Below are 23,527 nucleotides of genomic sequence, written 5' to 3' on the forward strand. Positions count from 1 at the left end.
GCCTGTGCAGGAGTAGAACCGTAGGTCGGATAAGGCGTTCACGCCGCATCCGACAGTCGTTGCCTGATGCGACGCTGGCGCGTCTTATCAGGCCTGTGCAGGAGTAGAACCGTAGGTCGGATAAGGCGTTCACGCCGCATCCGACACGCATTGCCCGATGCTGCAAAGGCATAAAAAGTCGATGGCGTTGAATATTTTTTCAGCGCCATTTTTATTGATGCGTGGGAAGGAAATCCCTACGCAAACGTTTTCTTTTTCTGTTAGAATGCGCCCCGAACAGGATGACAGGGCGTAAAATCGTGGGACACATATGGTCTGGATTGATTACGCCATAATCGCGGTGATTGCTTTTTCCTCTCTGGTTAGCCTGATCCGCGGCTTTGTTCGTGAAACGTTATCGCTGGTGACATGGGGTTGTGCTTTCTTTGTCGCCAGTCATTACTACACTTACCTGTCAGTCTGGTTTACGGGCTTTGAAGACGAACTGGTTCGAAATGGGATTGCCATCGCGGTACTGTTTATCGCGACACTGATCGTTGGCGCTATCGTGAACTTCGTGATAGGTCAGTTGGTTGAGAAAACCCACCTGACGGGCACCGACCGGGTGCTGGGCGTCTGTTTCGGTGCGTTGCGCGGTGTGTTGATTGTTGCTGCCATTCTCTTCTTTCTCGACTCCTTTACCGGGGTATCGAAAAGCGAAGACTGGAGCAAATCACAGCTGATCCCGCAGTTCAGTTTTATCATCAGATGGTTTTTTGATTATCTGCAAAGCTCGTCAAGTTTCTTGCCCAGAGCGTAAGTGCTCTGAGATGTGGCTTAACGAGGAAAAAGACGTATGTGCGGTATTGTCGGTATCGCCGGTGTTATGCCGGTTAACCAGTCGATTTATGATGCCTTAACGGTGCTTCAGCATCGCGGTCAGGATGCCGCCGGCATCATCACCATTGATGCCAATAACTGCTTCCGTTTGCGTAAAGCGAACGGGCTGGTGAGCGATGTCTTCGAAGCTCGCCATATGCAGCGTTTGCAGGGCAATATGGGCATTGGTCATGTGCGTTACCCCACGGCTGGTAGCTCCAGCGCCTCTGAAGCGCAGCCGTTTTACGTTAACTCCCCGTATGGCATCACGCTTGCCCACAACGGCAATCTGACCAACGCTCATGAGTTGCGTAAAAAACTGTTTGAAGAAAAACGCCGCCACATCAACACCACTTCCGACTCGGAAATTCTGCTTAATATCTTCGCCAGCGAGCTGGACAACTTCCGCCACTACCCGCTGGAAGCCGACAACATATTCGCCGCCATCGCTGCTACAAACCGCTTAATCCGCGGCGCGTATGCCTGTGTGGCGATGATTATCGGCCACGGTATGGTGGCTTTCCGCGATCCTAACGGTATTCGTCCGCTGGTACTGGGAAAACGTGATATTGACGAGAACCGCACAGAATATATGGTCGCTTCTGAAAGCGTTGCGCTCGATACGCTGGGCTTTGAGTTCCTGCGTGATGTCGCCCCAGGCGAGGCGATTTACATCACTGAAGAAGGGCAGCTGTTTACCCGCCAGTGCGCTGACAACCCGGTCAGCAATCCGTGCCTGTTCGAGTATGTTTACTTTGCCCGTCCGGACTCGTTTATCGACAAAATTTCCGTTTACAGCGCGCGTGTGAATATGGGCACCAAGCTGGGCGAGAAAATTGCTCGTGAATGGGAAGATCTGGATATCGACGTGGTGATCCCCATTCCGGAAACCTCGTGTGATATCGCGCTGGAAATCGCCCGTATTCTGGGCAAACCGTACCGCCAGGGCTTTGTGAAAAACCGCTATGTTGGCCGCACGTTTATCATGCCGGGCCAGCAGCTGCGTCGTAAGTCCGTGCGCCGTAAACTGAACGCCAACCGTGCTGAATTCCGTGATAAAAACGTCCTGCTGGTCGATGACTCCATCGTGCGTGGTACCACTTCTGAGCAGATTATCGAGATGGCGCGTGAAGCCGGAGCGAAGAAAGTTTACCTCGCTTCTGCGGCACCGGAAATTCGCTTCCCGAACGTTTACGGGATTGATATGCCAAGCGCCACGGAGCTTATCGCCCACGGTCGCGAAGTAGATGAAATTCGCCAGATCATCGGTGCTGATGGTTTGATTTTCCAGGATCTGAATGATCTGATCGAAGCCGTCCGTGCGGAAAACCCGGATATCCAGCAGTTTGAATGCTCGGTGTTCAACGGCGTCTACGTCACCAAAGATGTTGATCAGGGCTACCTCGATTTTCTCGATACTTTACGTAATGACGACGCCAAAGCAGTGCAACGTCAGAACGAAGTGGAAAATCTCGAAATGCATAACGAAGGATAATGACTTCGCTCAGGGTGCCGGTCTGGCACCCTGACTTGCAACTCCCGCTGAAATCCTGCAAAGTCTGGCTGCAAGTCTGACAGGGCAACTATTTATGAAACGACTCATTGTGGGCATCAGCGGTGCCAGCGGCGCGATTTATGGCGTACGATTATTACAGGTTCTGCGCGATGTCACAGATATCGAAACGCATCTGGTAATGAGCCAGGCGGCGCGCCAGACCTTATCCCTTGAAACGGATTTCTCCCTGCGTGATGTGCAGGCATTAGCCGATGTCACGCACGATGCGCGCGATATTGCCGCCAGCATCTCTTCTGGTTCTTTCCAGACGTTGGGGATGGTGATTTTACCCTGTTCAATCAAAACCCTGTCCGGCATTGTGCATAGCTATACGGATGGCTTACTGACCCGTGCAGCAGACGTGGTGCTGAAAGAGCGTCGCCCGCTGGTGCTCTGCGTACGTGAAACACCGCTGCACTTAGGCCACCTGCGTTTAATGACTCAGGCGGCGGAAATCGGTGCGGTAATTATGCCTCCCGTTCCGGCATTTTATCATCGCCCACAATCCCTTGATGATGTGATAAATCAGACGGTTAACCGTGTTCTTGACCAGTTTGCGATAAATCTACCCGAAGATCTCTTTGCCCGCTGGCAGGGCGCATAACTCCACTGTTGCCCTGTTTCAGGGCAATTTTGCAACCGCGATCAAATCCTCAACATTTTGTTCCTGCCATTCAATCTAAACGCTGCGATCCAACCGCCATACCTGCTATCTTCAACTTCAGGACAATAATGCAACGTCTTATTAACATATTTAACGTTGAATGTTACTGTTGTCGTCAAGATGGCATAAGACCTGCATGAACGAGCCTGCAAACACACAACACAATACACAATATAAAAAAGCCATTTCACTTGAGGGTTATGTATGAAGAAGTCGATTCTCGCTCTGTCTTTGTTAGTCGGGATTTCCGCAGCAGCTTCCAGCTACGCGGCACTGCCGGAGACGGTACGTATCGGAACGGATACCACCTATGCACCGTTCTCATCGAAAGATGCCAAAGGTGACTTTGTTGGCTTTGATATCGATCTCGGTAACGAGATGTGCAAACGGATGCAGGTGAAATGTACCTGGGTTGCCAGTGACTTTGACGCGCTGATCCCCTCACTGAAAGCGAAAAAGATCGACGCCATTATTTCGTCGCTCTCCATTACGGATAAACGTCAGCAGGAGATTGCCTTCTCCGACAAACTGTACGCCGCAGACTCTCGTCTGATTGCTGCCAAAGGTTCACCGATTCAGCCAACGCTGGATTCACTGAAAGGTAAACATGTTGGTGTGCTGCAGGGATCAACCCAGGAAGCGTATGCCAATGATAACTGGCGCAGTAAGGGTGTCGATGTGGTGGCCTATGCTAACCAGGATTTGGTCTATTCCGATCTGGCTGCAGGACGCCTGGATGCCGCTCTGCAAGATGAGGTTGCTGCCAGCGAAGGTTTCCTCAAGCAACCTGCCGGTAAAGATTTCGCTTTTGCAGGCCCTTCAGTGAAAGACAAAAAATACTTCGGTGACGGCACCGGTGTCGGGCTACGTAAAGATGATGCTGAACTGACGGCGGCGTTTAATAAGGCGCTTGGCGAGCTGCGTCAGGACGGTACCTACGACAAGATGGCGAAAAAGTATTTCGACTTTAATGTCTACGGTGACTGATACGTCGCAGGGAAACTGTACCTGATGGAATGATCATCATGGTGCACGCCAGGTTGTTGCACTATCGTGGTGCATTGAAATGCATACTTAAGCATTTTTAATGAAAAATAATACGTCTAACGGGGCGGGATATTTTGCCTTGATGGTCAATTTTATGGCACGATAAGTGTAACAAACCTGTAAATATTCCCTATAAAAAGACTGTCAGTTGAGGACATTATGAAAAAACTGGTGCTATCGCTCTCTCTGGTCCTGGCCTTCTCCAGCGCAACTGCGGCGTTTGCTGCGATTCCGCAAAACATCCGCATCGGTACCGATCCGACCTATGCGCCATTTGAATCAAAAAATTCACAAGGTGAACTGGTTGGCTTCGACATCGATCTGGCGAAGGAATTGTGCAAACGCATCAATACGCAATGTACGTTTGTCGAAAACCCGCTGGATGCGTTAATCCCGTCCTTAAAAGCGAAGAAGATTGACGCCATCATGTCATCGCTTTCCATTACGGAAAAACGTCAGCAGGAAATTGCCTTCACCGACAAACTGTACGCTGCCGACTCTCGTCTGGTAGTGGCGAAAAATTCCGACATTCAGCCGACAGTCGAGTCGCTGAAAGGCAAGCGCGTAGGCGTATTGCAGGGCACCACCCAGGAGACGTTCGGTAACGAACACTGGGCACCAAAAGGCATTGAAATCGTCTCTTATCAGGGGCAGGACAACATTTATTCTGACCTGACTGCCGGACGTATTGATGCCGCATTCCAGGATGAGGTCGCCGCCAGCGAAGGTTTCCTCAAACAACCCGTTGGTAAAGATTACAAATTCGGTGGCCCGTCTGTTAAAGATGAAAAACTGTTTGGCGTAGGTACCGGCATGGGTCTGCGTAAAGAAGATAACGAATTGCGCGAGGCACTGAACAAAGCCTTTGCCGAAATGCGCGCTGACGGTACTTACGAGAAATTAGCGAAAAAGTACTTCGATTTTGATGTTTATGGTGGTTAATCGCCATCGGTGAAAGAAAGCCCGCTCCCTTCGGGTAACCGGAGGGAGACAAGAGGCGGTAATTCACCACACACGACAGGACAGGCTGCATGTTGTATGGGTTTTCAGGTGTTATTTTACAGGGTGCGCTCGTCACGCTGGAGCTGGCGATCAGCTCTGTAGTGCTCGCTGTAATCATCGGTTTAATTGGCGCTGGCGGTAAGCTCTCGCAAAATCGGCTTTCGGGCCTTATTTTCGAAGGCTACACCACGCTGATTCGTGGCGTGCCGGACTTGGTGTTGATGCTGCTGATTTTCTACGGTTTGCAGATTGCACTAAACACGGTGACGGAGGCGATGGGCGTCGGGCAGATTGATATCGATCCGATGGTCGCAGGTATTATCACGCTCGGTTTTATCTACGGTGCTTATTTTACCGAAACGTTCCGTGGCGCGTTTATGGCTGTGCCGAAAGGGCATATAGAGGCGGCGACGGCGTTCGGTTTTACTCGTGGGCAAGTGTTTCGGCGGATTATGTTTCCGGCGATGATGCGTTACGCCCTGCCAGGCATTGGCAACAACTGGCAGGTGATCCTCAAATCTACCGCCCTGGTTTCGTTACTTGGCCTGGAAGATGTGGTCAAAGCCACGCAACTGGCAGGCAAAAGTACCTGGGAACCGTTCTATTTCGCCATCGTCTGTGGCGTGATTTACCTGGTTTTCACCACCGTTTCCAATGGTGTGCTGCTGTTCCTTGAGCGCCGCTACTCCGTGGGTGTGAAGAGGGCTGACCTGTGATCGAAATCTTACATGAATACTGGAAACCACTGCTGTGGACCGACGGTTATCGCTTTACTGGCGTGGCGATCACCCTGTGGCTGCTGATTTTGTCGGTAGTGATAGGCGGAGTCCTGGCGCTGTTTCTGGCGATTGGTCGCGTCTCCAGCAATAAATACATCCAGTTTCCAATCTGGTTATTTACTTATATTTTTCGCGGTACACCGCTGTATGTTCAATTGCTGGTGTTCTATTCCGGCATGTACACGCTGGAGATTGTTAAGGGTACCGAGTTCCTTAACGCCTTTTTCCGCAGTGGCCTGAATTGTACTGTGCTGGCGCTGACGCTTAACACCTGTGCTTACACCACCGAGATTTTTGCCGGAGCAATCCGTTCGGTACCGCACGGAGAAATTGAAGCCGCCAGAGCCTATGGCTTTTCGACCTTTAAAATGTATCGCTGCATTATTTTGCCTTCAGCGCTGCGTATTGCGTTACCGGCCTACAGTAATGAAGTAATCCTGATGCTGCACTCTACTGCGCTGGCGTTTACGGCCACGGTGCCGGATCTGCTGAAAATAGCCCGTGATATTAACGCCGCCACGTATCAACCTTTTACCGCTTTCGGTATCGCCGCGGTGCTCTATTTAATCATCTCTTATGTCCTGATCAGTTTGTTCCGCAAAGCGGAAAAACGCTGGTTGCAGCATGTGAAACCTTCTTCAACGCACTGAGAATACGATGTCCGAGAATAAATTAAACGTTATCGATTTGCACAAACGCTACGGCGAACACGAAGTGCTGAAAGGGGTCTCACTGCAAGCGAATGCCGGTGATGTCATAAGTATCATCGGTTCGTCGGGATCGGGGAAAAGTACCTTTCTGCGCTGCATTAACTTCCTCGAAAAACCGAGCGAAGGATCGATCGTCGTTAACGGCCAGACGATCAATCTGGTGCGCGATAAAGACGGTCAACTCAAAGTCGCCGATAAAAATCAGCTGCGCTTACTGCGCACACGCCTGACGATGGTATTCCAGCACTTCAATCTCTGGAGCCATATGACGGTGCTGGAAAACGTCATGGAAGCGCCGATTCAGGTGTTAGGCCTGAGCAAGCAGGAAGCGCGCGAGCGGGCGGTGAAGTATCTGGCGAAAGTCGGGATAGACGAACGTGCGCAGGGGAAATACCCGGTGCATCTGTCCGGTGGTCAGCAACAGCGTGTTTCTATCGCGCGGGCGCTGGCAATGGAACCGGAAGTTCTACTGTTTGATGAACCCACCTCGGCGCTCGATCCTGAACTGGTAGGCGAAGTGCTGCGTATTATGCAGCAACTGGCAGAAGAGGGAAAAACCATGGTGGTGGTGACTCACGAAATGGGCTTTGCTCGCCATGTTTCTACTCACGTCATTTTTCTCCATCAGGGGAAAATAGAGGAAGAAGGCGCGCCGGAGCAGTTATTTGGCAACCCGCAAAGCCCTCGTCTGCAACAGTTCCTTAAGGGATCGCTGAAATAATTCCCTCTCCGGTGGCTAACGCTGCCGGAGTATTTCATGGGGAATTTGCGAGTCCGCTTCCGCTGAAATGTAAAAGTTGCAGTCCGCTAAAAATACTTCTGAATTCGCTGTCCAAAGATAAAAACTGCCTGCTGCATTGGGTGTAAATCGTGGTTATTGTCGCGTCATCTTAAATTTGAGGGGTGACGGAACGCCATGACAATATCGACAACTTCCACGCCGCATGATGCGGTATTTAAATCTTTTTTACGCCATCCAGACACCGCGCGGGATTTTATTGATATTCATCTTCCCGCGCCGCTGCGCAAACTGTGTGATTTAACGACGCTCAAACTGGAACCAAACAGTTTTATTGATGAAGACCTGCGGCAATATTATTCCGACCTCTTGTGGTCTGTGAAAACGCAGGAGGGAGCGGGTTATATTTATGTGGTGATAGAGCACCAAAGTAAGCCGGAGGAATTAATGGCTTTTCGCATGATGCGCTATTCCATCGCGGCGATGCAAAACCATCTGGATGCAGGCTATAAAGAGCTTCCATTGGTGATCCCAATGCTGTTTTATCATGGTTGCAGAAGTCCTTATCCTTATTCACTCTGCTGGCTTGATGAATTTGCCGAGCCAGCTATAGCCCGCAAAATATATTCATCGGCTTTTCCGCTGGTGGATATTACCGTGGTGCCGGATGACGAGATTATGCAACATCGCAAAATGGCGCTGTTGGAATTAATTCAGAAACATATTCGTCAGCGCGATCTGTTGGGATTAGTCGACCAAATTGTTTCGCTGCTAGTTACAGGGAACACTAATGACAGACAGCTAAAAGCCCTGTTTAATTACGTATTACAAACGGGAGATGCCCAGCGTTTCCGTGCATTTATTGGTGAGATAACAGAACGCGCACCACAAGAAAAGGAGAAACTGATGACCATTGCTGACAGATTACGTGAAGAAGGCGCAATGCAGGGCAAACACGAAGAAGCTCTGCGTATTGCTCAGGAGATGCTGGAAAAAGGATTTGACCACGAAGTCATCCTGACGCTGACCCGACTTTCACCAGACGACCTTATCGCGCAAAGCCACTAATCCTGTAACACCGGGAATTAACTGGCGGATGTTTGCAGTACACCACATCAGTGAACAACATCCGCCAGCGCCTCTTCTAAATCGTACCAGCGAAACGCAAAACCCGCTTCTTCCAGCTGTTTAGGCAAGGCCCGTTGTCCACCTAATACCAGTACTGAAGATTCGCCCATTAACAGCCGAATAGCGGTCGCGGGGACGCGCAAAATGGCCGGACGATGCAGTGCATGACCGAGCGCATGGGCAAATTGTTCATTGCGTACCGGGTAGGGCGAAACCATATTAAATGGCCCGCGCAGCTCGTTATCCAGCAGCCAGAGAATGCCGTTGACCATATCATCAATATGAATCCAGGCCAGATACTGCCGACCGGAACCAATCGGCCCGCCCAGGCCAAGACGAAACGGCAGCAGCATTTTACCGAGGATCCCGCCGTCCGGTGCCAGCACCACGCCGGTACGCAGCAGGCACACACGCGTTTTGTCGCTTTGCGCCCGACAGGCAATTTCTTCCCAACGAGCGCAGAGTTTATGGGTAAATTCGTTATGCGGCGGTTCCTCTTCGGTAACCACCACTTCACCTAAGTCGCCATAATAGCCCGTTGCCGAGCCGGAAATGAGTACCGACGGCGGCGTGTCGCTGGCATTAATCAAATCGACCAGTTTTTGCGTGATATTCCAGCGGCTTTGGCAGAGACGATCTTTTTGCTCGTGAGTCCAGCGTTTATCGGCAATCGGTTCTCCAGCCAGGTTGATTACCGCATCAACGCCATTGAGGTTGCTTTGATCTGCAAGCCCTTGCCATAGTGTCACCCGGGGGCCGATAACGGAGCTGGCTTTCTGCGGGTTACGCGTCACTACCGTGATTTGATGGCCCAGCTCCAGCAAACGCGGAATCAAATGACGACCAATTAATCCCGTCCCTCCGGTGATCACTATGTTCATGCAGCCTCCCGATATGGCGGTTAACGCTGCCAGCTTAAGGTCATGGATACCGAATCAGCGTAGCGCAGCGCGTGCAGTTTATCGATCTCTACTTCAGCATACGTTACCCAGTGATGTTCACGTGCGATATCGAGCACATCCTGAGTTAATTTCTCCAGCAAAGAGAAACGGTTATTCTCTACGTGCTGAATAATGTTTTTCGTTACGGTGCGATAATTCAGCGCATCGTTGATATCTTCGCTGGTGCGCGCTTTATCGGCGGGGTAGTGGATCGTCACGTTGATAACTATATCCTGACGGTTGTTAATTTCTTCTTCCTTAATTCCGATAAACGTACGTAAACGAAGGTTCTTTATACGAATAATAGCGGCAGGTTGTGCCATTGCAGGTTCTCCGTTGTTTTACTTAGGATTAAATAATACACGAGAACCTGTTTCTGTTAACTATCCGAACGCTCATCACTGAGTTGTGCTTTTAGCAGTGCCTGCCCGGTGGCAGGGCGCGAACGGATCCGCTCATGCCAGTTCTTAACTGCAGGATACATTGCGAGGTCAATGCGCTGGCGAGTCCAGGCATTAACCCACGGCCAGCAGGCAATATCCGCAATGCTGTAATTTTCTCCGCCCAGCCAGGGCGAGTTTTCCAGCCGCTTGTTCAGCACGTGATACAGACGCTGAGTTTCAACTTGATAACGTTCAATAGCGTAAGGAATGGTTTGTGGTGCAGCGTGATTAAAATGATGATTTTGCCCAAGCATCGGCCCCAGCCCGCCTACCTGCCAGAATAGCCACTGTAATGTGGTGGCGCGTTCACGCATTTCATGACTCAAAAAGAGTCCCGTTTTCTCCGCCAGATACAACAATATGGCCCCGGACTCAAAGAGGCTTAACGGTTCGCCGCCATCGGCTGGGGAATGATCAACAATTGCCGGAATTTTGTTGTTAGGCGAAATGCGCAAAAATTCCGGGTGAAACTGGCCACCTTTCCCCAGGTCTACCTTAATCAAGCGATAATCCAGTCCAGCCTCTTCGAGAAACAACGTAATTTTGTGACCATTTGGCGTCGGGGCGAAATAGAGATCGATCATTGCAGCTCCGGTTGTCTAATCATCTGAACACCACAAGTATAGAAAGCGCGACGACTTGCGTGAGTATTCGTCACGTGACAGTGACAAAAAGGCTCTATAGTTTGATAGCAAGCCCCCTTTATTGCCGAGGACATAATGAGTAAACCCGCTATCACGCTTTGGTCAGATGCCCATTTTTTCTCCCCTTATGTGTTATCCGCCTGGGTGGCGTTGCAGGAAAAAGGCCTGTCGTTTCATATCAAGACCATCGACCTCGACAGCGGTGAACATTTGCAGCCGACGTGGCAAGGTTACGGTCAGACACGCCGTGTGCCGTTATTACAAATCGATGATTTTGAGTTGAGTGAATCTTCTGCCATTGCGGAGTATCTGGAAGATCGATTTGCGCCACCGACCTGGGAACGCATTTATCCGCTTGATTTAGAAAATCGTGCGCGTGCACGACAGATTCAGGCCTGGCTGCGTAGCGATTTGATGCCCATCCGCGAAGAACGTCCGACGGATGTTGTCTTTGCGGGTGCGAAAAAAGCGCCATTAACGGCGGAGGGAAAAGCCAGTGCAGAGAAACTGTTCGCGATGGCAGAACATTTGTTAGCACTGGGTCAGCCGAATTTATTTGGTGAATGGTGCATTGCCGATACGGATCTGGCACTAATGATTAACCGCCTGGTACTACATGGCGATGAGGTGCCAGAACGCCTGGTGGATTATGCGACATTCCAGTGGCAGCGAGCGTCTGTCCAGCGTTTTATTGCTCTTTCGGCGAAGCAATCTGGCTGATAGCAACGACAGAATCCAGTATCATAGCTTACGTTTTTTCGACGAGGAGTGAGTGATGAAACTGATGTTTGCATCGGACATTCATGGGTCGTTACCGGCGACGGAACGTGTTCTGGAGTTGTTTGCCCAAAGCGGTGCCCAGTGGCTGGTGATCCTTGGCGACGTGTTGAATCACGGCCCGCGTAATGCTTTACCGGAGGGTTACGCGCCAGCCAAAGTCGCTGAACGGCTTAATGAAGTGGCACATAAAGTTATCGCTGTGCGCGGCAACTGCGACAGCGAAGTGGACCAAATGCTGCTGCATTTCCCGATAACCGCGCCGTGGCAACAGGTATTACTGGAAAAACAACGTCTGTTTTTGACGCATGGTCATCTATTTGGCCCGGAAAATCTGCCTGCTTTAAACCAGAACGATGTGCTGGTTTACGGTCATACCCATCTGCCAGTGGCAGAACAGCGGGGGGAGATATTCCACTTCAACCCCGGCTCGGTGAGTATTCCGAAAGGCGGTAATCCGGCGAGTTATGGCATGCTGGATAATGACGTACTGAGTGTAATCGCACTCAATGATCAAAGTATCATTGCGCAGGTCGCGATTAATCCGTAATTTACCCACAACTCAAAATGCGCCGTAAGAGCGCCAGAAAAAGAAGGTTTCCTGATAATGGAACAGCGTCGTTTGGCAAGTACTGAATGGGTGGATATTGTCAATGAAGAGAATGAAGTCATTGCACAAGCCAGCCGGGAACAAATGCGGGCACAGTGTCTGCGTCATCGTGCAACTTACATCGTCGTGCATGATGGCATGGGCAAAATTCTGGTCCAGCGTCGTACCGAGACAAAAGACTTTTTACCCGGCATGTTAGATGCGACCGCAGGCGGTGTGGTCCAGGCCGATGAGCAATTGCTGGAGTCCGCGCGTCGCGAAGCGGAAGAAGAGTTGGGCATTGCCGGTGTCCCCTTTGCCGAGCACGGGCAGTTCTATTTCGAAGATAAAAATTGCCGTGTCTGGGGCGCGTTGTTCAGTTGTGTCTCGCACGGTCCCTTCGCCCTACAGGAAGATGAAGTCAGTGAAGTTTGCTGGCTGACGCCGGAAGAAATCACCGCACGCTGCGATGAGTTCACTCCAGACTCGCTGAAAGCGCTGGCGTTGTGGATGAAGCGCAATGCCAAAAATGAAGCCGTAGAGACTGAAACGGCAGAATGAAAAAAGAGCCGCAATTGCGGCTCTTAACATTTTTAGTGGTAGCCCATCAACTGAGCACCGATAACCACGACGCTGGACATAATAAACAGCAGTCCAAGCAGTGTCGCGCCCACCTTCAGCCAGTTACGGAAGTCCACCCGACAAACACCGAGCGTTGCCATTAACGAAGCCGAGGTCGGGTAAATGATGTGACTGAAGCCATCACCAAACTGGAACGCCAGCACGGTAACCTGACGGTTAACACCGACCAGATCGCCAAGCGGTGCCAGTAACGGCATGGTTAACGCCGCCTGACCAGAACCGGATGTCACGAAGAAATTAAATACCGCCTGGAAGAGCAACATAAACCAGGCTGCAACTGCGTTATCCAGACCGCTAATGGCATTGGCAATGCTGTTTAGAATGGTATTTAACACACTGGCATCACCCGCTTCACCGTTACCGACCAGCAACAAAATCCCTTTGGCGAAACCCACCAGTAGGGCAGGGGCGATCATCATTCGCGCCCCTTCGGTGAAGGATGAAGCCATGGTATTAACCGTCATACCGTTTAGGCGGAAAACAACGCCGATGATGCCAATTACTAGCCCCATCGTGAAGAACTGGCTGGCTATTTCTGGAATAAACCAGGCATTGACGATAACGCCCCAAATTACCCAGATCATGACGGCGGTTAAAACAATCAATACCAGCCAGTCACCAAAGGTAAATGGACGCTGTTCTACATCCGCCTGTTTTTCGCGGAAGAAACGATCGGACTCATGAACGCGTGACAACAGCGGATTCTTTTTCACCCGCGAGGCGTACACCATAGTGAAGACCAGACCAATCAGAGTAGAGATTACCCATACCACGATGCGCAAACCGGAGCCAGAAAGCACCGGAACACCAGCGATCCCCTGAGCAACAACCACACAAAACGGGTTCATCCACGAACTGGCAAAACCGATTTGCGTGGCGATATAAGTCACCAGGACGGTGGTAATACTGTCATAGCCCAGCCGGACCATTAGCGGTGCGATGATAATGGCAAAGGCGACGGCCTCTTCCCCCATACCAAATACCGCGCCGCCAAGTGAAAAGAGAATAAACAAGGCAGGGATAAAGAGAATTTCATTCCCGCGTGTATGCCGAATAAGTGCCAGGATGCCGTTATCAATGGTTCCTGTACGCATCACGATGCCAAACGCGCCGCCAATCACCAGCATAAACATGATGATGCCAACGGCTGTCCCGTATTTCGATCCTGAGGTTAATCCTTCAAACGGGAAATTCATCAGGCCCGGGCGTTCATCGCCCGTCGAGAACAGTTGCACGCGGTGATACTCAGGTTCGCCCGCCTCGTTAGTCAGAATGCGAAATGAGTGCGGATCTACGACTTTGCGTGTTTTTGTTTGACCATCAACCTGATACTGCACTTCCTGACTGTCAAACATCCCCACCGGAACTACCCAGGTGGCAAGGCTGGTTAAAATAGCAACAAAAAAGATAATCACCAGCGTATCGGGCATTGCCCATCTTCTGGTTGGTTTGGATTCAGTGATTGCGGACATAGCGCAGATATTCCCTTGCACAAAACAAAGTGGTAAGTATGCAAAGTGAGATGGCGCAATTCATTGATGCAGCGCAGTTAAGCAAGATAATCAGAAAGGATTAATGCAAATTAAGAGAATAAAAAACCGGAAATAGTGACTATTTCCGGTTCAGGTATCCACAGCGCAAAGCTGCGGATGATGACGAGATTACTGCTGCTGTGCAGACTGAATCGCAGTCAGCGCGATGGTGTAGACGATATCGTCAACCAGTGCGCCACGGGACAGATCGTTAACCGGCTTGCGCATACCCTGCAGCATCGGCCCGATGGAGATCAGATCGGCAGAACGTTGTACCGCTTTGTAAGTGGTGTTACCGGTGTTCAGATCCGGGAAGATGAACACGGTAGCGCGACCAGCAACCGGAGAATTCGGTGCTTTGGATTTCGCAACGTCAGCCATTACCGCAGCGTCGTACTGCAGCGGACCGTCGATCATCAGGTCAGGACGTTTTTCCTGCGCCAGACGAGTTGCTTCGCGAACTTTCTCTACGTCGCTACCTGCACCAGAAGTACCGGTGGAGTAGGAGAGCATTGCAACGCGCGGTTCGATACCGAAGGCCGCGGCGGAATCAGCGGACTGAATCGCGATTTCTGCCAGCTGTTCTGCGGTCGGATCCGGGTTGATCGCACAGTCACCGTAAACGTAAACCTGTTCCGGCAGCAGCATGAAGAACACGGAAGATACCAGGGAGCTACCCGGTGCAGTTTTGATCAGCTGCAGCGGCGGACGAATGGTGTTTGCGGTGGTGTGAACAGCACCGGAAACCAGACCGTCAACTTCATCCTGTTCCAGCATCAGCGTACCGAGAACCACGTTGTCTTCCAGCTGTTCGCGGGCAACGGTTTCGGTCATGCCTTTGTTCTTACGCAGTTCAACCAGGCGGCCAACATAGCTTTCGCGAACCACTTCTGGATCGACAATTTCAATGCCAGCACCCAGCTCTACGCCCTGAGATGCTGCAACGCGGTTGATCTCAGCCGGGTTACCCAGCAGTACGCAAGTTGCGATACCACGTTCAGCACAGATAGCGGCTGCTTTAACGGTACGCGGTTCGTCACCTTCCGGCAGCACGATACGTTTGCCCGCTTTGCGCGCCAGTTCGGTCAGCTGATAACGGAACGCTGGCGGAGACAGACGACGGCTGCGCTCGGAAGTGGCAGTCAGAGAGTCAATCCAGTCAGCGTTGATGTAGTTAGCAACGTATTCCTGAACTTTCTCGATACGCTCGTGATCGTCAACCGGAACTTCGAGGTTGAAGCTCTGCAGGCTCAGAGAAGTCTGCCAGGTGTTGGTATTCACCATAAATACCGGCAGGCCGGTAGCGAAAGCACGTTCGCACAGTTTGGAAATGCGCGCGTCCATTTCGTAGCCGCCAGTCAGCAGCAGGGCACCGATTTCTACGCCGTTCATGGCAGCCAGGCAAGCTGCAACCAGTACGTCAGGACGGTCTGCGGAAGTTACCAGCAGAGAACCGGCACGGAAGTGCTCCAGCATGTGCGGAATGCTGCGTGCGCAGAAAGTGACGGATTTAACGCGGCGAGTATTGATGTCGCCTTCGTTGATGATGGTGGCGTTCAGGTGGCGAGCCATATCGATCGCACGGGTCGCGATCAGATCAAAGCTCCACGGCACCGCGCCGAGAACCGGCAGCGGGCTGGATTCTTGCAGCTTCGCCGGATCAACATTGTTTACTTTTGCTTTGGAAGAGTCGTCGAAAATCTCGGACAGATCCGGGCGAGTACGACCCTGTTCATCAACCGGTGCGTTCAGTTTGTTAACGATAACGCCAGTGATGTTGGTGTTTTTTGCACCACCGAAGCTGTTGCGAGTCAGTTCGATACGCTCTTTCAGCTGTTCCGGGGTGTCAGTGCCCTGAGACATAACGAAGACGATTTCCGCGTTCAGCGTTTTAGCGATTTCGTAGTTCAGAGACTGGGCAAACTGATGCTTACGTGTCGGGACCAGACCTTCAACCAGAACGACTTCAGCGTCTTTGGTGTTAGCGTGGTAGTTCGCGACGATCTCTTCCATCAGCACATCTTTCTGATTGCTGGAAAGCAGACCTTCAACGTAGCTCATTTTCAGCGGTTCAGCGGCTGTCGTGGTGGAAGAGTTCGCACGCACGATAGTCGTGGTCTGATCGGGCGCATCGCCACCGGTACGCGGCTGAGCGATAGGTTTGAAAACGCTCAGACGAACGCCTTTGCGTTCCATTGCACGGATCACGCCAAGGCTGACGCTGGTCAGACCGACGCTGGTTCCGGTAGGGATCAGCATAATAATACGGGACACGGTTTATCCTCTTTCGTTACCGCCGGTTTGGCGGGTTACAAAACAGCACCGCCAGCTGAGCTGGCGGTGTGGAATCAGGCGGTCAAGCGGCAGGCGTCTTGCGCGATAACCAGCTCTTCGTTGGTCGGAATCACAACAGCAGGGCGGGTGCCTTCTTTGTTGATGAAACCAGATTTGCCGAAACGTGCAGCCAGGTTGCGCTCATGATCAACTTCAAAGCCCAGCACGCCCAGTTTGCCCAGAGACAGTTCACGAACCATCGCGGCATTTTCACCGATACCACCGGTGAATACAACAGCGTCCAGACGACCATCCATCAGCGCGGTGTAGGCACCGATGTATTTCGCCAGACGGTGGCAGTAAACGTCCATTGCGCGCTTCGCGTCTTCTTTTGTCGCGTAGTTGTCTTCAACATAACGGCAGTCGCTGGTGACTTCGGTCAGACCCAGCAGGCCAGACTCTTTGGTCAGCATTTTGTTGATTGCGTCAACGCTCATGCCCAGAGTGTCGTGCAGGTGGAAGATGATCGCAGGATCGATATCGCCAGAGCGAGTACCCATTACCAGACCTTCCAGCGGGGTCAGACCCATAGAGGTGTCAACGCATTTACCGTTGCGGATAGCAGAAACGGAACCACCGTTACCCAGGTGGCAGGTGATGATGTTCAGCTCTTCTACCGGTTTGTTCAGCATTTTTGCCGCTTCCTGGGTTACATAGAAGTGGCTGGTGCCGTGCGCGCCGTAACGACGGATGCCATGCTCTTTGTACAGGTTGTACGGCAGGGCGTAGAGGTAAGACTCTTCCGGCATAGTCTGGTGGAACGCGGTGTCAAATACAGCAACGTTTTTGTCTTTCAGCTGAGGGAAAGATTTCAGTGCTTCTTCGATACCGATCAGGTGAGCCGGGTTGTGCAGCGGTGCAAAAGAAGCTGCATCTTTGATACCCTGAATAACAGACTCATCGATCACTACGGAGCTGGTATACTTTTCGCCGCCGTGTACGATACGGTGACCGATAGCGGTCAGCTGCGCAGACAGTTCTGGTTTTTGTGCCAGAATAGTATTAACGATAAAGTTGAGCGCTTCGCTGTGAGCGGCGCCTGCACCTAAAGCCGCTTCCTGTTTATTGCCGTCCATTTTCCATTTGATACGTGCTTCGGGCAGGTGGAAACATTCGGCTAAACCAGAAAGGTACTCTTCACCATTCACTGCATCGATGATTGCAAATTTCAGTGAAGAACTACCGCAGTTCAGAACCAGTACTAACTTACTCGACATGGAAGTACCTATAATTGATACGTGGCTAAAAAAACGTCAGGGAGCCATAGAGCGTAGCGCATGATGACACTGACATTTATGATTAACATCATGCACTGCAAATTTTTTTTGCATGATGGAAGAAATATCTTGAGTCTATGCCATTTTGCGTAATTTTCAGCCAATGGCATAATGTATATGAATTTGACGACTCAATGAATATGTACTACTTAGGCCTTCAGGCTGCTAAAGGATACCTGATAGTGGGTATGGAAGACAAAATGTTTTGAACGTTGTCCCGCTGAGTTGTGAATTTGCACAAATTTTTGAATCTTTATATGTGAAGTTGAGGTGAAGCATGTCAACGCCGGATAATCGTTCTGTTAATTTTTTTAGCTTGTTTCGCCGGGGACAGCATTACTCAAAGACGTGGCCGCTGGAAAAACGCCTTGCCCCGGTCTTTGTCGAAAATCGCGTTATCAAGATGACGCGCTATGCGATCCGTTTTATGCCGCCAATCGCCGTATTTACTCTCTGCTGGCAGATTGCCCTGGGCGGTCAGCTGGGCCCGGCAGTTGCCACTGCGCTGTTCGCCTTAAGTTTACCCATGCAAGGACTATGGTGGCTGGGCAAGCGTTCTGTAACGCCATTACCTCCTGCAATCCTTAACTGGTTTTATGAAGTTCGCGGTAAATTGCAAGAGTCTGGACAGGTGTTGGCACCCGTTGAAGGTAAGCCTGATTACCAGGCATTAGCTGACACGCTTAAGCGCGCCTTCAAACAACTGGATAAAACTTTCCTTGATGATTTGTAATTGACCCCTGATTACGCATATAAAAGAAGGCATACTCAGCCTTCTTTTTTTTCACCGTAGTAGAGTGATACAGGAGTCAACAATGGAAATGACCAACGCGCAACGTCTTATTTTGTCTAACCAGTACAAAATGATGACTATGCTTGATCCGGCAAATGCTGAACGTTACCGTCGCCTGCAAACAATCATTGAGCGTGGTTATGGATTACAGATGCGTGAACTGGATCGCGAGTTTGGCGAGCTGAAAGAAGAAACCTGCCGCACTATCATCGACATTATGGAGATGTATCACGCGTTGCATGTGTCCTGGTCTAATTTGCAGGACCAGCAGTCCATCGATGAACGTCGTGTTACCTTCCTCGGCTTTGACGCCGCCACCGAAGCTCGTTATCTCGGTTATGTGCGTTTTATGGTTAACGTGGAGGGGCGCTATACCCATTTTGACGCCGGGACTCACGGTTTTAACGCCCAGACGCCAATGTGGGAAAAATATCAGCGTATGCTTAATGTGTGGCATGCCTGCCCGCGTCAGTACCATCTGAGCGCCAACGAAATTAATCAAATTATCAACGCCTGAGGAGGCCCATGTGCGGTGCAAAGGTTTTCTGTTTGATCTTGATGGAACGCTGGTGGACTCCCTGCCTGCGGTAGAACGGGCGTGGAGCAACTGGGCCAGACGTCATGGGTTAGCGCCGGAAGAGGTGCTGGCTTTCATTCACGGTAAACAGGCCATCACCTCTTTGCGCCATTTTATGGTGGGCAAATCCGAGGCAGACATTGCTGCCGAATTTACGCGTCTGGAGCAAATCGAGGCCACGGAAACCGAAGGTATTACCGCGCTTCCGGGGGCAATCGCCTTACTCAATCATTTGAATAAAGCAGGTATTCCGTGGGCCATTGTGACTTCTGGCTCCATGCCCGTAGCGCGAGCGCGCCACAAAATAGCCGGACTTCCCGCGCCAGAGGTGTTTGTGACCGCTGAGCGGGTGAAGCGCGGAAAACCAGAGCCTGATGCGTATCTTTTAGGCGCGCAGTTGTTGGGGCTTGCGCCGCAAGAGTGTGTGGTGGTGGAAGATGCTCCCGCTGGCGTGCTTTCAGGCCTGGCGGCGGGTTGTCATGTAATTGCGGTTAACGCTCCGGCAGATACCCCGCGCCTGAATGAGGTCGATTTGGTCCTCCACAGTCTGGAGCAAATTACTGTGACCAAACAGCCAAATGGCGATGTTATTATTCAGTGAAACACCTGATCATGATTTAGCCCCGTCTCGTCGGGGCTTTTTTATGGCAGAATCAAGTCATCCCCCTCAATTAACAAGGATAAGTTGTGAACGGTGAATTGATTTGGGTTCTTTCATTACTGGCCGTTGCCATCGTCTTGTTTGCGACGGGCAGAGTGCGTATGGATGCGGTCGCTTTGTTTGTTATTGTCGCGTTTGCATTAAGCGGAACGCTGACGGTCCCCGAAGTATTTTCCGGCTTTTCCGATCCTAACGTTGTCCTGATTGCCGCCTTGTTCATTATTGGCGATGGTTTGGTCCGTACCGGTGTTGCTACCGTAATGGGGACATGGCTGGTCAAAGTGGCAGGCAACAGTGAAATCAAAATGTTGGTTTTGTTGATGCTGACCGTCGCGGGGCTTGGCGCGTTTATGAGTTCAACCGGCGTTGTCGCTATCTTTATTCCCGTAGTGTTAAGCGTTGCCATGCGTATGCAAACGTCGCCGTCGCGCCTGATGATGCCGTTAAGTTTTGCCGGGCTGATAAGCGGCATGATGACGCTGGTGGCGACGCCGCCGAACCTGGTAGTCAACAGTGAATTGCTGCGTGAAGGCTATCATGGTTTTAGTTTCTTTAGCGTAACACCTATTGGACTGGTCGTGCTGGTGCTGGGTATTTTGTATATGTTAGTGATGCGTTTCATGCTGAAAGGGGATACCCAGACCCCACAGCGCGAAGGCTGGACGCGTCGAACCTTTCGCGATCTTATCCGTGAATATCGACTGACCGGGCGTGCGCGTCGTCTGGCTATTCGCCCCGGTTCGCCAATGATTGGTCAACGGCTGGACGATCTCAAATTACGTGAGCGTTATGGCGCTAACGTCATCGGTGTTGAACGCTGGCGGCGTTTTCGTCGCGTTATCGTGAATGTTAACGGGGTTTCTGAATTTCGCGCGCGTGACGTTTTGCTTATTGATATGTCTGCGGCTGATGTCGATCTCCGGCAATTTTGTAGTGAGCAGTTGCTGGAGCCGATGGTACTACGCGGCGAGTATTTTTCTGACCAGGCACTTGATGTGGGCATGGCAGAGATTTCATTAATTCCTGAGTCAGAACTTATTGGTAAATCGGTGCGCGAAATTGGTTTTCGTACCCGCTACGGACTGAATGTGGTGGGGCTAAAGCGCAATGGCGAGGCGATGGAAGGTTCGCTGGCGGATGAGCCTCTGCTGCTGGGCGATATCATCCTGGTTGTGGGTAACTGGAAACTGATCGGTATGCTGGCAAAACAGGGGCGTGACTTTGTGGCGCTGAACTTACCCGAAGAGGTGAGTGAAGCATCGCCAGCACACAGTCAGGCACCTCATGCCATTTTTTGCCTGGTGTTGATGGTAGCGTTAATGCTTACCGATGAAATCCCTAATCCTGTTGCCGCTATCATCGCCTGCCTGCTGATGGGGAAATTCCGTTGTATCGATGCTGAAAGCGCCTATAAATCCATTCACTGGCCGAGCATTATTTTGATCGTTGGGATGATGCCGTTTGCTGTGGCATTACAGAAAACGGGAGGTGTCGCGCTGGCGGTGAAAGGGCTGATGGACATTGGCGGCGGTTACGGGCCACATATGATGCTGGGTTGTTTGTTTGTCTTGTCGGCGGTTATTGGGCTATTTATCTCTAATACCGCAACGGCGGTGTTGATGGCTCCGATTGCGCTGGCTGCTGCCAAAACGATGGGTGTGTCGCCTTATCCATTTGCGATGGTCGTGGCGATGGCAGCATCCGCCGCCTTTATGACACCGGTTTCTTCACCTGTTAACACACTGGTTTTAGGCCCGGGAAATTACAGCTTCAGTGACTTTGTGAAGTTGGGGGTACCGTTCACCATTATCGTGATGGCGGTTTGTGTGGTGATGATCCCGATGCTGTTTCCGTTTTGACAAGAGCCTGATGTCGCATCCGGCGCTTATTGCCTGATGCGACGCAGACTCCGGCTGCTTACAGCGGTGAATCCTGGCTAATCTCATCGAGCGAAAGATGGAAGCTGGGAACAAAGACTTCCATGAAGTAGTCCATCTCTTGGCTGCGGCGCGCTTCAAGCGTCGCTTCCAGTCGCGTTTTTGCCAGCAAGAATTCATTATTTCCCGCCGCGAGTTCTTCCAGACATTTCAGATATGCACACAGTGCATCTGCCTGTTTCACCAGAGATTTCTCTTCATCGCTGTATGCATGCTCGTCAATTAACGGCGCAAAGATATCCTGCAGCTCTTCCGGAACCATATCGACCAGTTTTTGCTGAGCGATTTTTTCAATAGCCTTGTATTCCTGAGCGATTTGCGAATTGAAGTATTTCACCGGGGTAGGGAGATCGCCGGTAAGCACTTCTGAGGCATCGTGGTACATCGCCAGTAAAGCGATACGTTCGGCGTTGACATTACCGCCAAATTTACGATTTTTGATAGCTGCCAGCGCATGGGCGACCATCGCTACCTGCAAACTGTGTTCGGACACATTTTCCGTCCGCACGTTGCGCATTAGCGGCCAGCGGTTAATGAGTTTCAGGCGGGAGAGATGGGCAAAAAAATGGCTCTGTTTCATAGTGACCTTACGTATGATGAAATCATCAGGTCATTGTGGCGGGATAACACTGCCGGATGCAATCTCCGGCAGTGAAATTAAGATTACAGCTGATGATAACCAGAAAGGAAACGCGCGAACTTACTCAAAGACAGCTCAATATCATCAACACGTGGTAGTGTGACAATGCGGAAGTGATCCGGCCACGGCCAGTTGAATGCTGTCCCTTGAACCAGCAGGACTTTTTCCTGCAACAGGAAATCCAGCACCATTTTCTGGTCGTCGTGAATGTTAAAGCGTTTAGCGTCGATTTTCGGGAACATGTACAGCGCACCGCGCGGTTTCACGCAGGAAACGCCCGGAATATCGTTGATCAACTCCCACGCACGGTTACGTTGTTCATAAAGACGCCCGCCGGGAGTAATAAATTCACTGATGCTCTGATAACCGCCTAGTGCGGTCTGAATGGCGTGTTGCGCAGGAACGTTAGCACACAGGCGCATTGAAGCCAGCATTTCCAGACCTTCGATGTAACCTTTGGCGTGTTTTTTCGGCCCGTTCAACACCATCCACCCCTGACGGAAGCCTGCAACGCGGTACGTTTTCGACAATCCGTTAAAGGTAATGGTCAGCAGATCAGGTGCCAGCGGCGCAATTGAGTGATGCTCAGCGTCGTCGTAGAGAATTTTGTCATAAATTTCATCGGCGAAGATAATGAGATTATGCTGACGCGCAATCTCCACAATCTCCATTAAAAGCTCTTTGGAATATACCGCGCCGGTTGGGTTATTTGGGTTGATAATAACGATCCCACGCGTACGAGGCGTAATTTTAGCGCGAATATCATCAAGGTCCGGGAACCAGTCAGAGGATTCATCGCAAAGATAATGCACCGCTTTACCGCTGGAGAGCGAAACCGCTGCGGTCCATAGTGGGTAATCAGGTGCAGGAACCAACATTTCGTCCCCGCTGTTCAGCAATGCCTGCATTGCCTGAACGATAAGCTCCGATACACCATTGCCGATGTAAATATCTTCCACGGTAACATCACGCATGCCACGAGCCTGGTAGTGCTGCATGATGGCTTTACGCGCGGAGTAAAGCCCTTTGGAATCGCAATACCCTTGAGCGGTAGGCAGGTTGCGAATCACGTCAACGAGGATTTCATCTGGCGCGTCAAAACCGAACGGGGCAGGGTTGCCGATGTTCAGTTTCAGTACCTTGTTACCTTCTTCTTCCAGGCGTTTTGCTTCTTTCAGCACCGGACCACGGATGTCGTAACAGACATTCTCTAATTTGCTGGATTTTTCAATGGGGGACATGAATCTTGACCTTTTTT

The 23,527-nt window shown here is 51.1% G+C and carries 24 protein-coding genes; 16 read left to right on the forward strand and 8 right to left on the reverse strand.

Features of this window, described 5'->3' with window-relative positions; genetic code table 11:
* Positions 1–310: 310 nt before the first annotated feature.
* From cvpA to rpnB, 9 genes are all read left to right on the forward strand, one after another.
* Positions 311–799, forward strand: coding sequence for a colicin V production protein (cvpA, locus tag HEN33_RS11515; protein ID WP_032184707.1), 489 nt, complete (start codon positions 311–313; stop codon positions 797–799).
* Positions 800–835: 36 nt separating this feature from the next.
* Entirely contained in the window at positions 836–2,353 is a 1,518-nt protein-coding gene (gene purF, locus HEN33_RS11520; protein ID WP_000334228.1) for an amidophosphoribosyltransferase, read from the forward strand.
* Positions 2,354–2,447: 94 nt separating this feature from the next.
* A complete protein-coding gene (ubiX, locus tag HEN33_RS11525) occupies positions 2,448–3,017 on the forward strand; it encodes a flavin prenyltransferase UbiX (protein ID WP_000825697.1) in 570 nt (189 codons plus the stop codon).
* Between the two features lie 264 nt (positions 3,018–3,281).
* Positions 3,282–4,064, forward strand: coding sequence for a lysine/arginine/ornithine ABC transporter substrate-binding protein ArgT (argT, locus tag HEN33_RS11530; protein ID WP_000748235.1), 783 nt, complete (start codon positions 3,282–3,284; stop codon positions 4,062–4,064).
* Positions 4,065–4,283: 219 nt separating this feature from the next.
* On the forward strand, positions 4,284–5,066 hold the full coding sequence (gene hisJ, locus HEN33_RS11535; RefSeq protein ID WP_000737621.1) for a histidine ABC transporter substrate-binding protein HisJ: 783 nt from the start codon (positions 4,284–4,286) through the stop codon (positions 5,064–5,066).
* A gap of 89 nt (positions 5,067–5,155) precedes the next feature.
* Entirely contained in the window at positions 5,156–5,842 is a 687-nt protein-coding gene (gene hisQ / locus HEN33_RS11540; RefSeq protein WP_000965518.1) for a histidine ABC transporter permease HisQ, read from the forward strand.
* Positions 5,839–6,555 carry an ABC transporter permease gene (locus HEN33_RS11545; RefSeq protein ID WP_000569957.1) on the forward strand — a complete coding sequence of 239 codons (717 nt, stop codon included), beginning with the start codon at positions 5,839–5,841 and terminating at the stop codon, positions 6,553–6,555. Before hisQ ends, HEN33_RS11545 begins: the two co-directional genes overlap by 4 nt.
* A gap of 7 nt (positions 6,556–6,562) precedes the next feature.
* Complete coding sequence (hisP, locus tag HEN33_RS11550) at positions 6,563–7,336, forward strand: histidine ABC transporter ATP-binding protein HisP (protein ID WP_001293612.1); 774 nt, start codon at positions 6,563–6,565, stop codon at positions 7,334–7,336.
* A gap of 195 nt (positions 7,337–7,531) precedes the next feature.
* The gene (gene rpnB / locus HEN33_RS11555; RefSeq protein WP_032184703.1) at positions 7,532–8,422 is read left to right on the forward strand and encodes a recombination-promoting nuclease RpnB; all 891 of its coding nucleotides are present in this window, start codon (positions 7,532–7,534) and stop codon (positions 8,420–8,422) included.
* A gap of 47 nt (positions 8,423–8,469) precedes the next feature.
* On the opposite strand, the gene HEN33_RS11560 is transcribed toward rpnB, so the two are convergent.
* Genes HEN33_RS11560 through yfcG form a run of 3 tightly spaced genes read right to left on the reverse strand, consistent with a single transcriptional unit; the run spans position 8,470 to position 10,450 of the window.
* Positions 8,470–9,363: a TIGR01777 family oxidoreductase gene (locus HEN33_RS11560; protein WP_176263701.1), complete on the reverse strand. Its 894-nt coding sequence runs from the start codon at positions 9,361–9,363 to the stop codon at positions 8,470–8,472.
* Positions 9,364–9,383: 20 nt separating this feature from the next.
* Complete coding sequence (gene folX / locus HEN33_RS11565; RefSeq protein WP_000068457.1) at positions 9,384–9,746, reverse strand: dihydroneopterin triphosphate 2'-epimerase; 363 nt, start codon at positions 9,744–9,746, stop codon at positions 9,384–9,386.
* A gap of 56 nt (positions 9,747–9,802) precedes the next feature.
* Positions 9,803–10,450, reverse strand: coding sequence for a GSH-dependent disulfide bond oxidoreductase (yfcG, locus tag HEN33_RS11570; protein WP_105277541.1), 648 nt, complete (start codon positions 10,448–10,450; stop codon positions 9,803–9,805).
* Positions 10,451–10,585: 135 nt separating this feature from the next.
* Here yfcG and yfcF point away from each other — a divergent pair, with 135 nt between their 5' ends.
* The 3 genes from yfcF to yfcD are packed head-to-tail and all read left to right on the forward strand — an operon-like array spanning position 10,586 to position 12,437.
* Positions 10,586–11,230, forward strand: a complete 645-nt coding sequence (yfcF, locus tag HEN33_RS11575) for a glutathione transferase (RefSeq protein ID WP_000042440.1) — start codon at positions 10,586–10,588, stop codon at positions 11,228–11,230.
* Positions 11,231–11,285: 55 nt separating this feature from the next.
* Positions 11,286–11,837: a phosphodiesterase gene (gene yfcE, locus HEN33_RS11580; protein ID WP_000772452.1), complete on the forward strand. Its 552-nt coding sequence runs from the start codon at positions 11,286–11,288 to the stop codon at positions 11,835–11,837.
* A gap of 57 nt (positions 11,838–11,894) precedes the next feature.
* The gene (gene yfcD / locus HEN33_RS11585; RefSeq protein WP_000437935.1) at positions 11,895–12,437 is read left to right on the forward strand and encodes an NUDIX hydrolase YfcD; all 543 of its coding nucleotides are present in this window, start codon (positions 11,895–11,897) and stop codon (positions 12,435–12,437) included.
* A gap of 32 nt (positions 12,438–12,469) precedes the next feature.
* On the opposite strand, the gene yfcC is transcribed toward yfcD, so the two are convergent.
* The 3 genes from yfcC to ackA form a co-directional block, all read right to left on the reverse strand.
* Positions 12,470–13,990, reverse strand: a complete 1,521-nt coding sequence (gene yfcC, locus HEN33_RS11590; RefSeq protein WP_001274485.1) for a putative basic amino acid antiporter YfcC — start codon at positions 13,988–13,990, stop codon at positions 12,470–12,472.
* Between the two features lie 189 nt (positions 13,991–14,179).
* Positions 14,180–16,324, reverse strand: a complete 2,145-nt coding sequence (gene pta / locus HEN33_RS11595) for a phosphate acetyltransferase (RefSeq protein WP_000086716.1) — start codon at positions 16,322–16,324, stop codon at positions 14,180–14,182.
* A gap of 74 nt (positions 16,325–16,398) precedes the next feature.
* A complete protein-coding gene (gene ackA, locus HEN33_RS11600) occupies positions 16,399–17,601 on the reverse strand; it encodes an acetate kinase (protein ID WP_000095712.1) in 1,203 nt (400 codons plus the stop codon).
* A gap of 337 nt (positions 17,602–17,938) precedes the next feature.
* Here ackA and yfbV point away from each other — a divergent pair, with 337 nt between their 5' ends.
* The 4 genes from yfbV to HEN33_RS11620 all read left to right on the forward strand — a co-directional run bounded on the left by yfbV (position 17,939) and on the right by HEN33_RS11620 (position 21,551).
* Positions 17,939–18,394, forward strand: a complete 456-nt coding sequence (yfbV, locus tag HEN33_RS11605; protein WP_000106627.1) for a terminus macrodomain insulation protein YfbV — start codon at positions 17,939–17,941, stop codon at positions 18,392–18,394.
* A gap of 82 nt (positions 18,395–18,476) precedes the next feature.
* Positions 18,477–18,971, forward strand: coding sequence for a YfbU family protein (locus HEN33_RS11610; protein ID WP_000426124.1), 495 nt, complete (start codon positions 18,477–18,479; stop codon positions 18,969–18,971).
* A gap of 10 nt (positions 18,972–18,981) precedes the next feature.
* Positions 18,982–19,632, forward strand: coding sequence for a hexitol phosphatase HxpA (gene hxpA / locus HEN33_RS11615; protein WP_032184699.1), 651 nt, complete (start codon positions 18,982–18,984; stop codon positions 19,630–19,632).
* A gap of 86 nt (positions 19,633–19,718) precedes the next feature.
* On the forward strand, positions 19,719–21,551 hold the full coding sequence (locus tag HEN33_RS11620; protein ID WP_001012889.1) for an SLC13 family permease: 1,833 nt from the start codon (positions 19,719–19,721) through the stop codon (positions 21,549–21,551).
* Between the two features lie 58 nt (positions 21,552–21,609).
* Here HEN33_RS11620 and yfbR read toward each other — a convergent pair whose 3' ends face one another.
* Complete coding sequence (gene yfbR, locus HEN33_RS11625; protein ID WP_000813854.1) at positions 21,610–22,209, reverse strand: 5'-deoxynucleotidase; 600 nt, start codon at positions 22,207–22,209, stop codon at positions 21,610–21,612.
* Positions 22,210–22,292: 83 nt separating this feature from the next.
* A complete protein-coding gene (gene alaA / locus HEN33_RS11630) occupies positions 22,293–23,510 on the reverse strand; it encodes an alanine transaminase AlaA (RefSeq protein ID WP_000074527.1) in 1,218 nt (405 codons plus the stop codon).
* Positions 23,511–23,527: the final 17 nt, after the last annotated feature.

Origin of the sequence: Escherichia sp. 94.0001 (assembly GCF_013369155.2) — a bacterium.
Taxonomy (GTDB): Bacteria; Pseudomonadota; Gammaproteobacteria; order Enterobacterales; family Enterobacteriaceae; genus Escherichia; species Escherichia coli_F.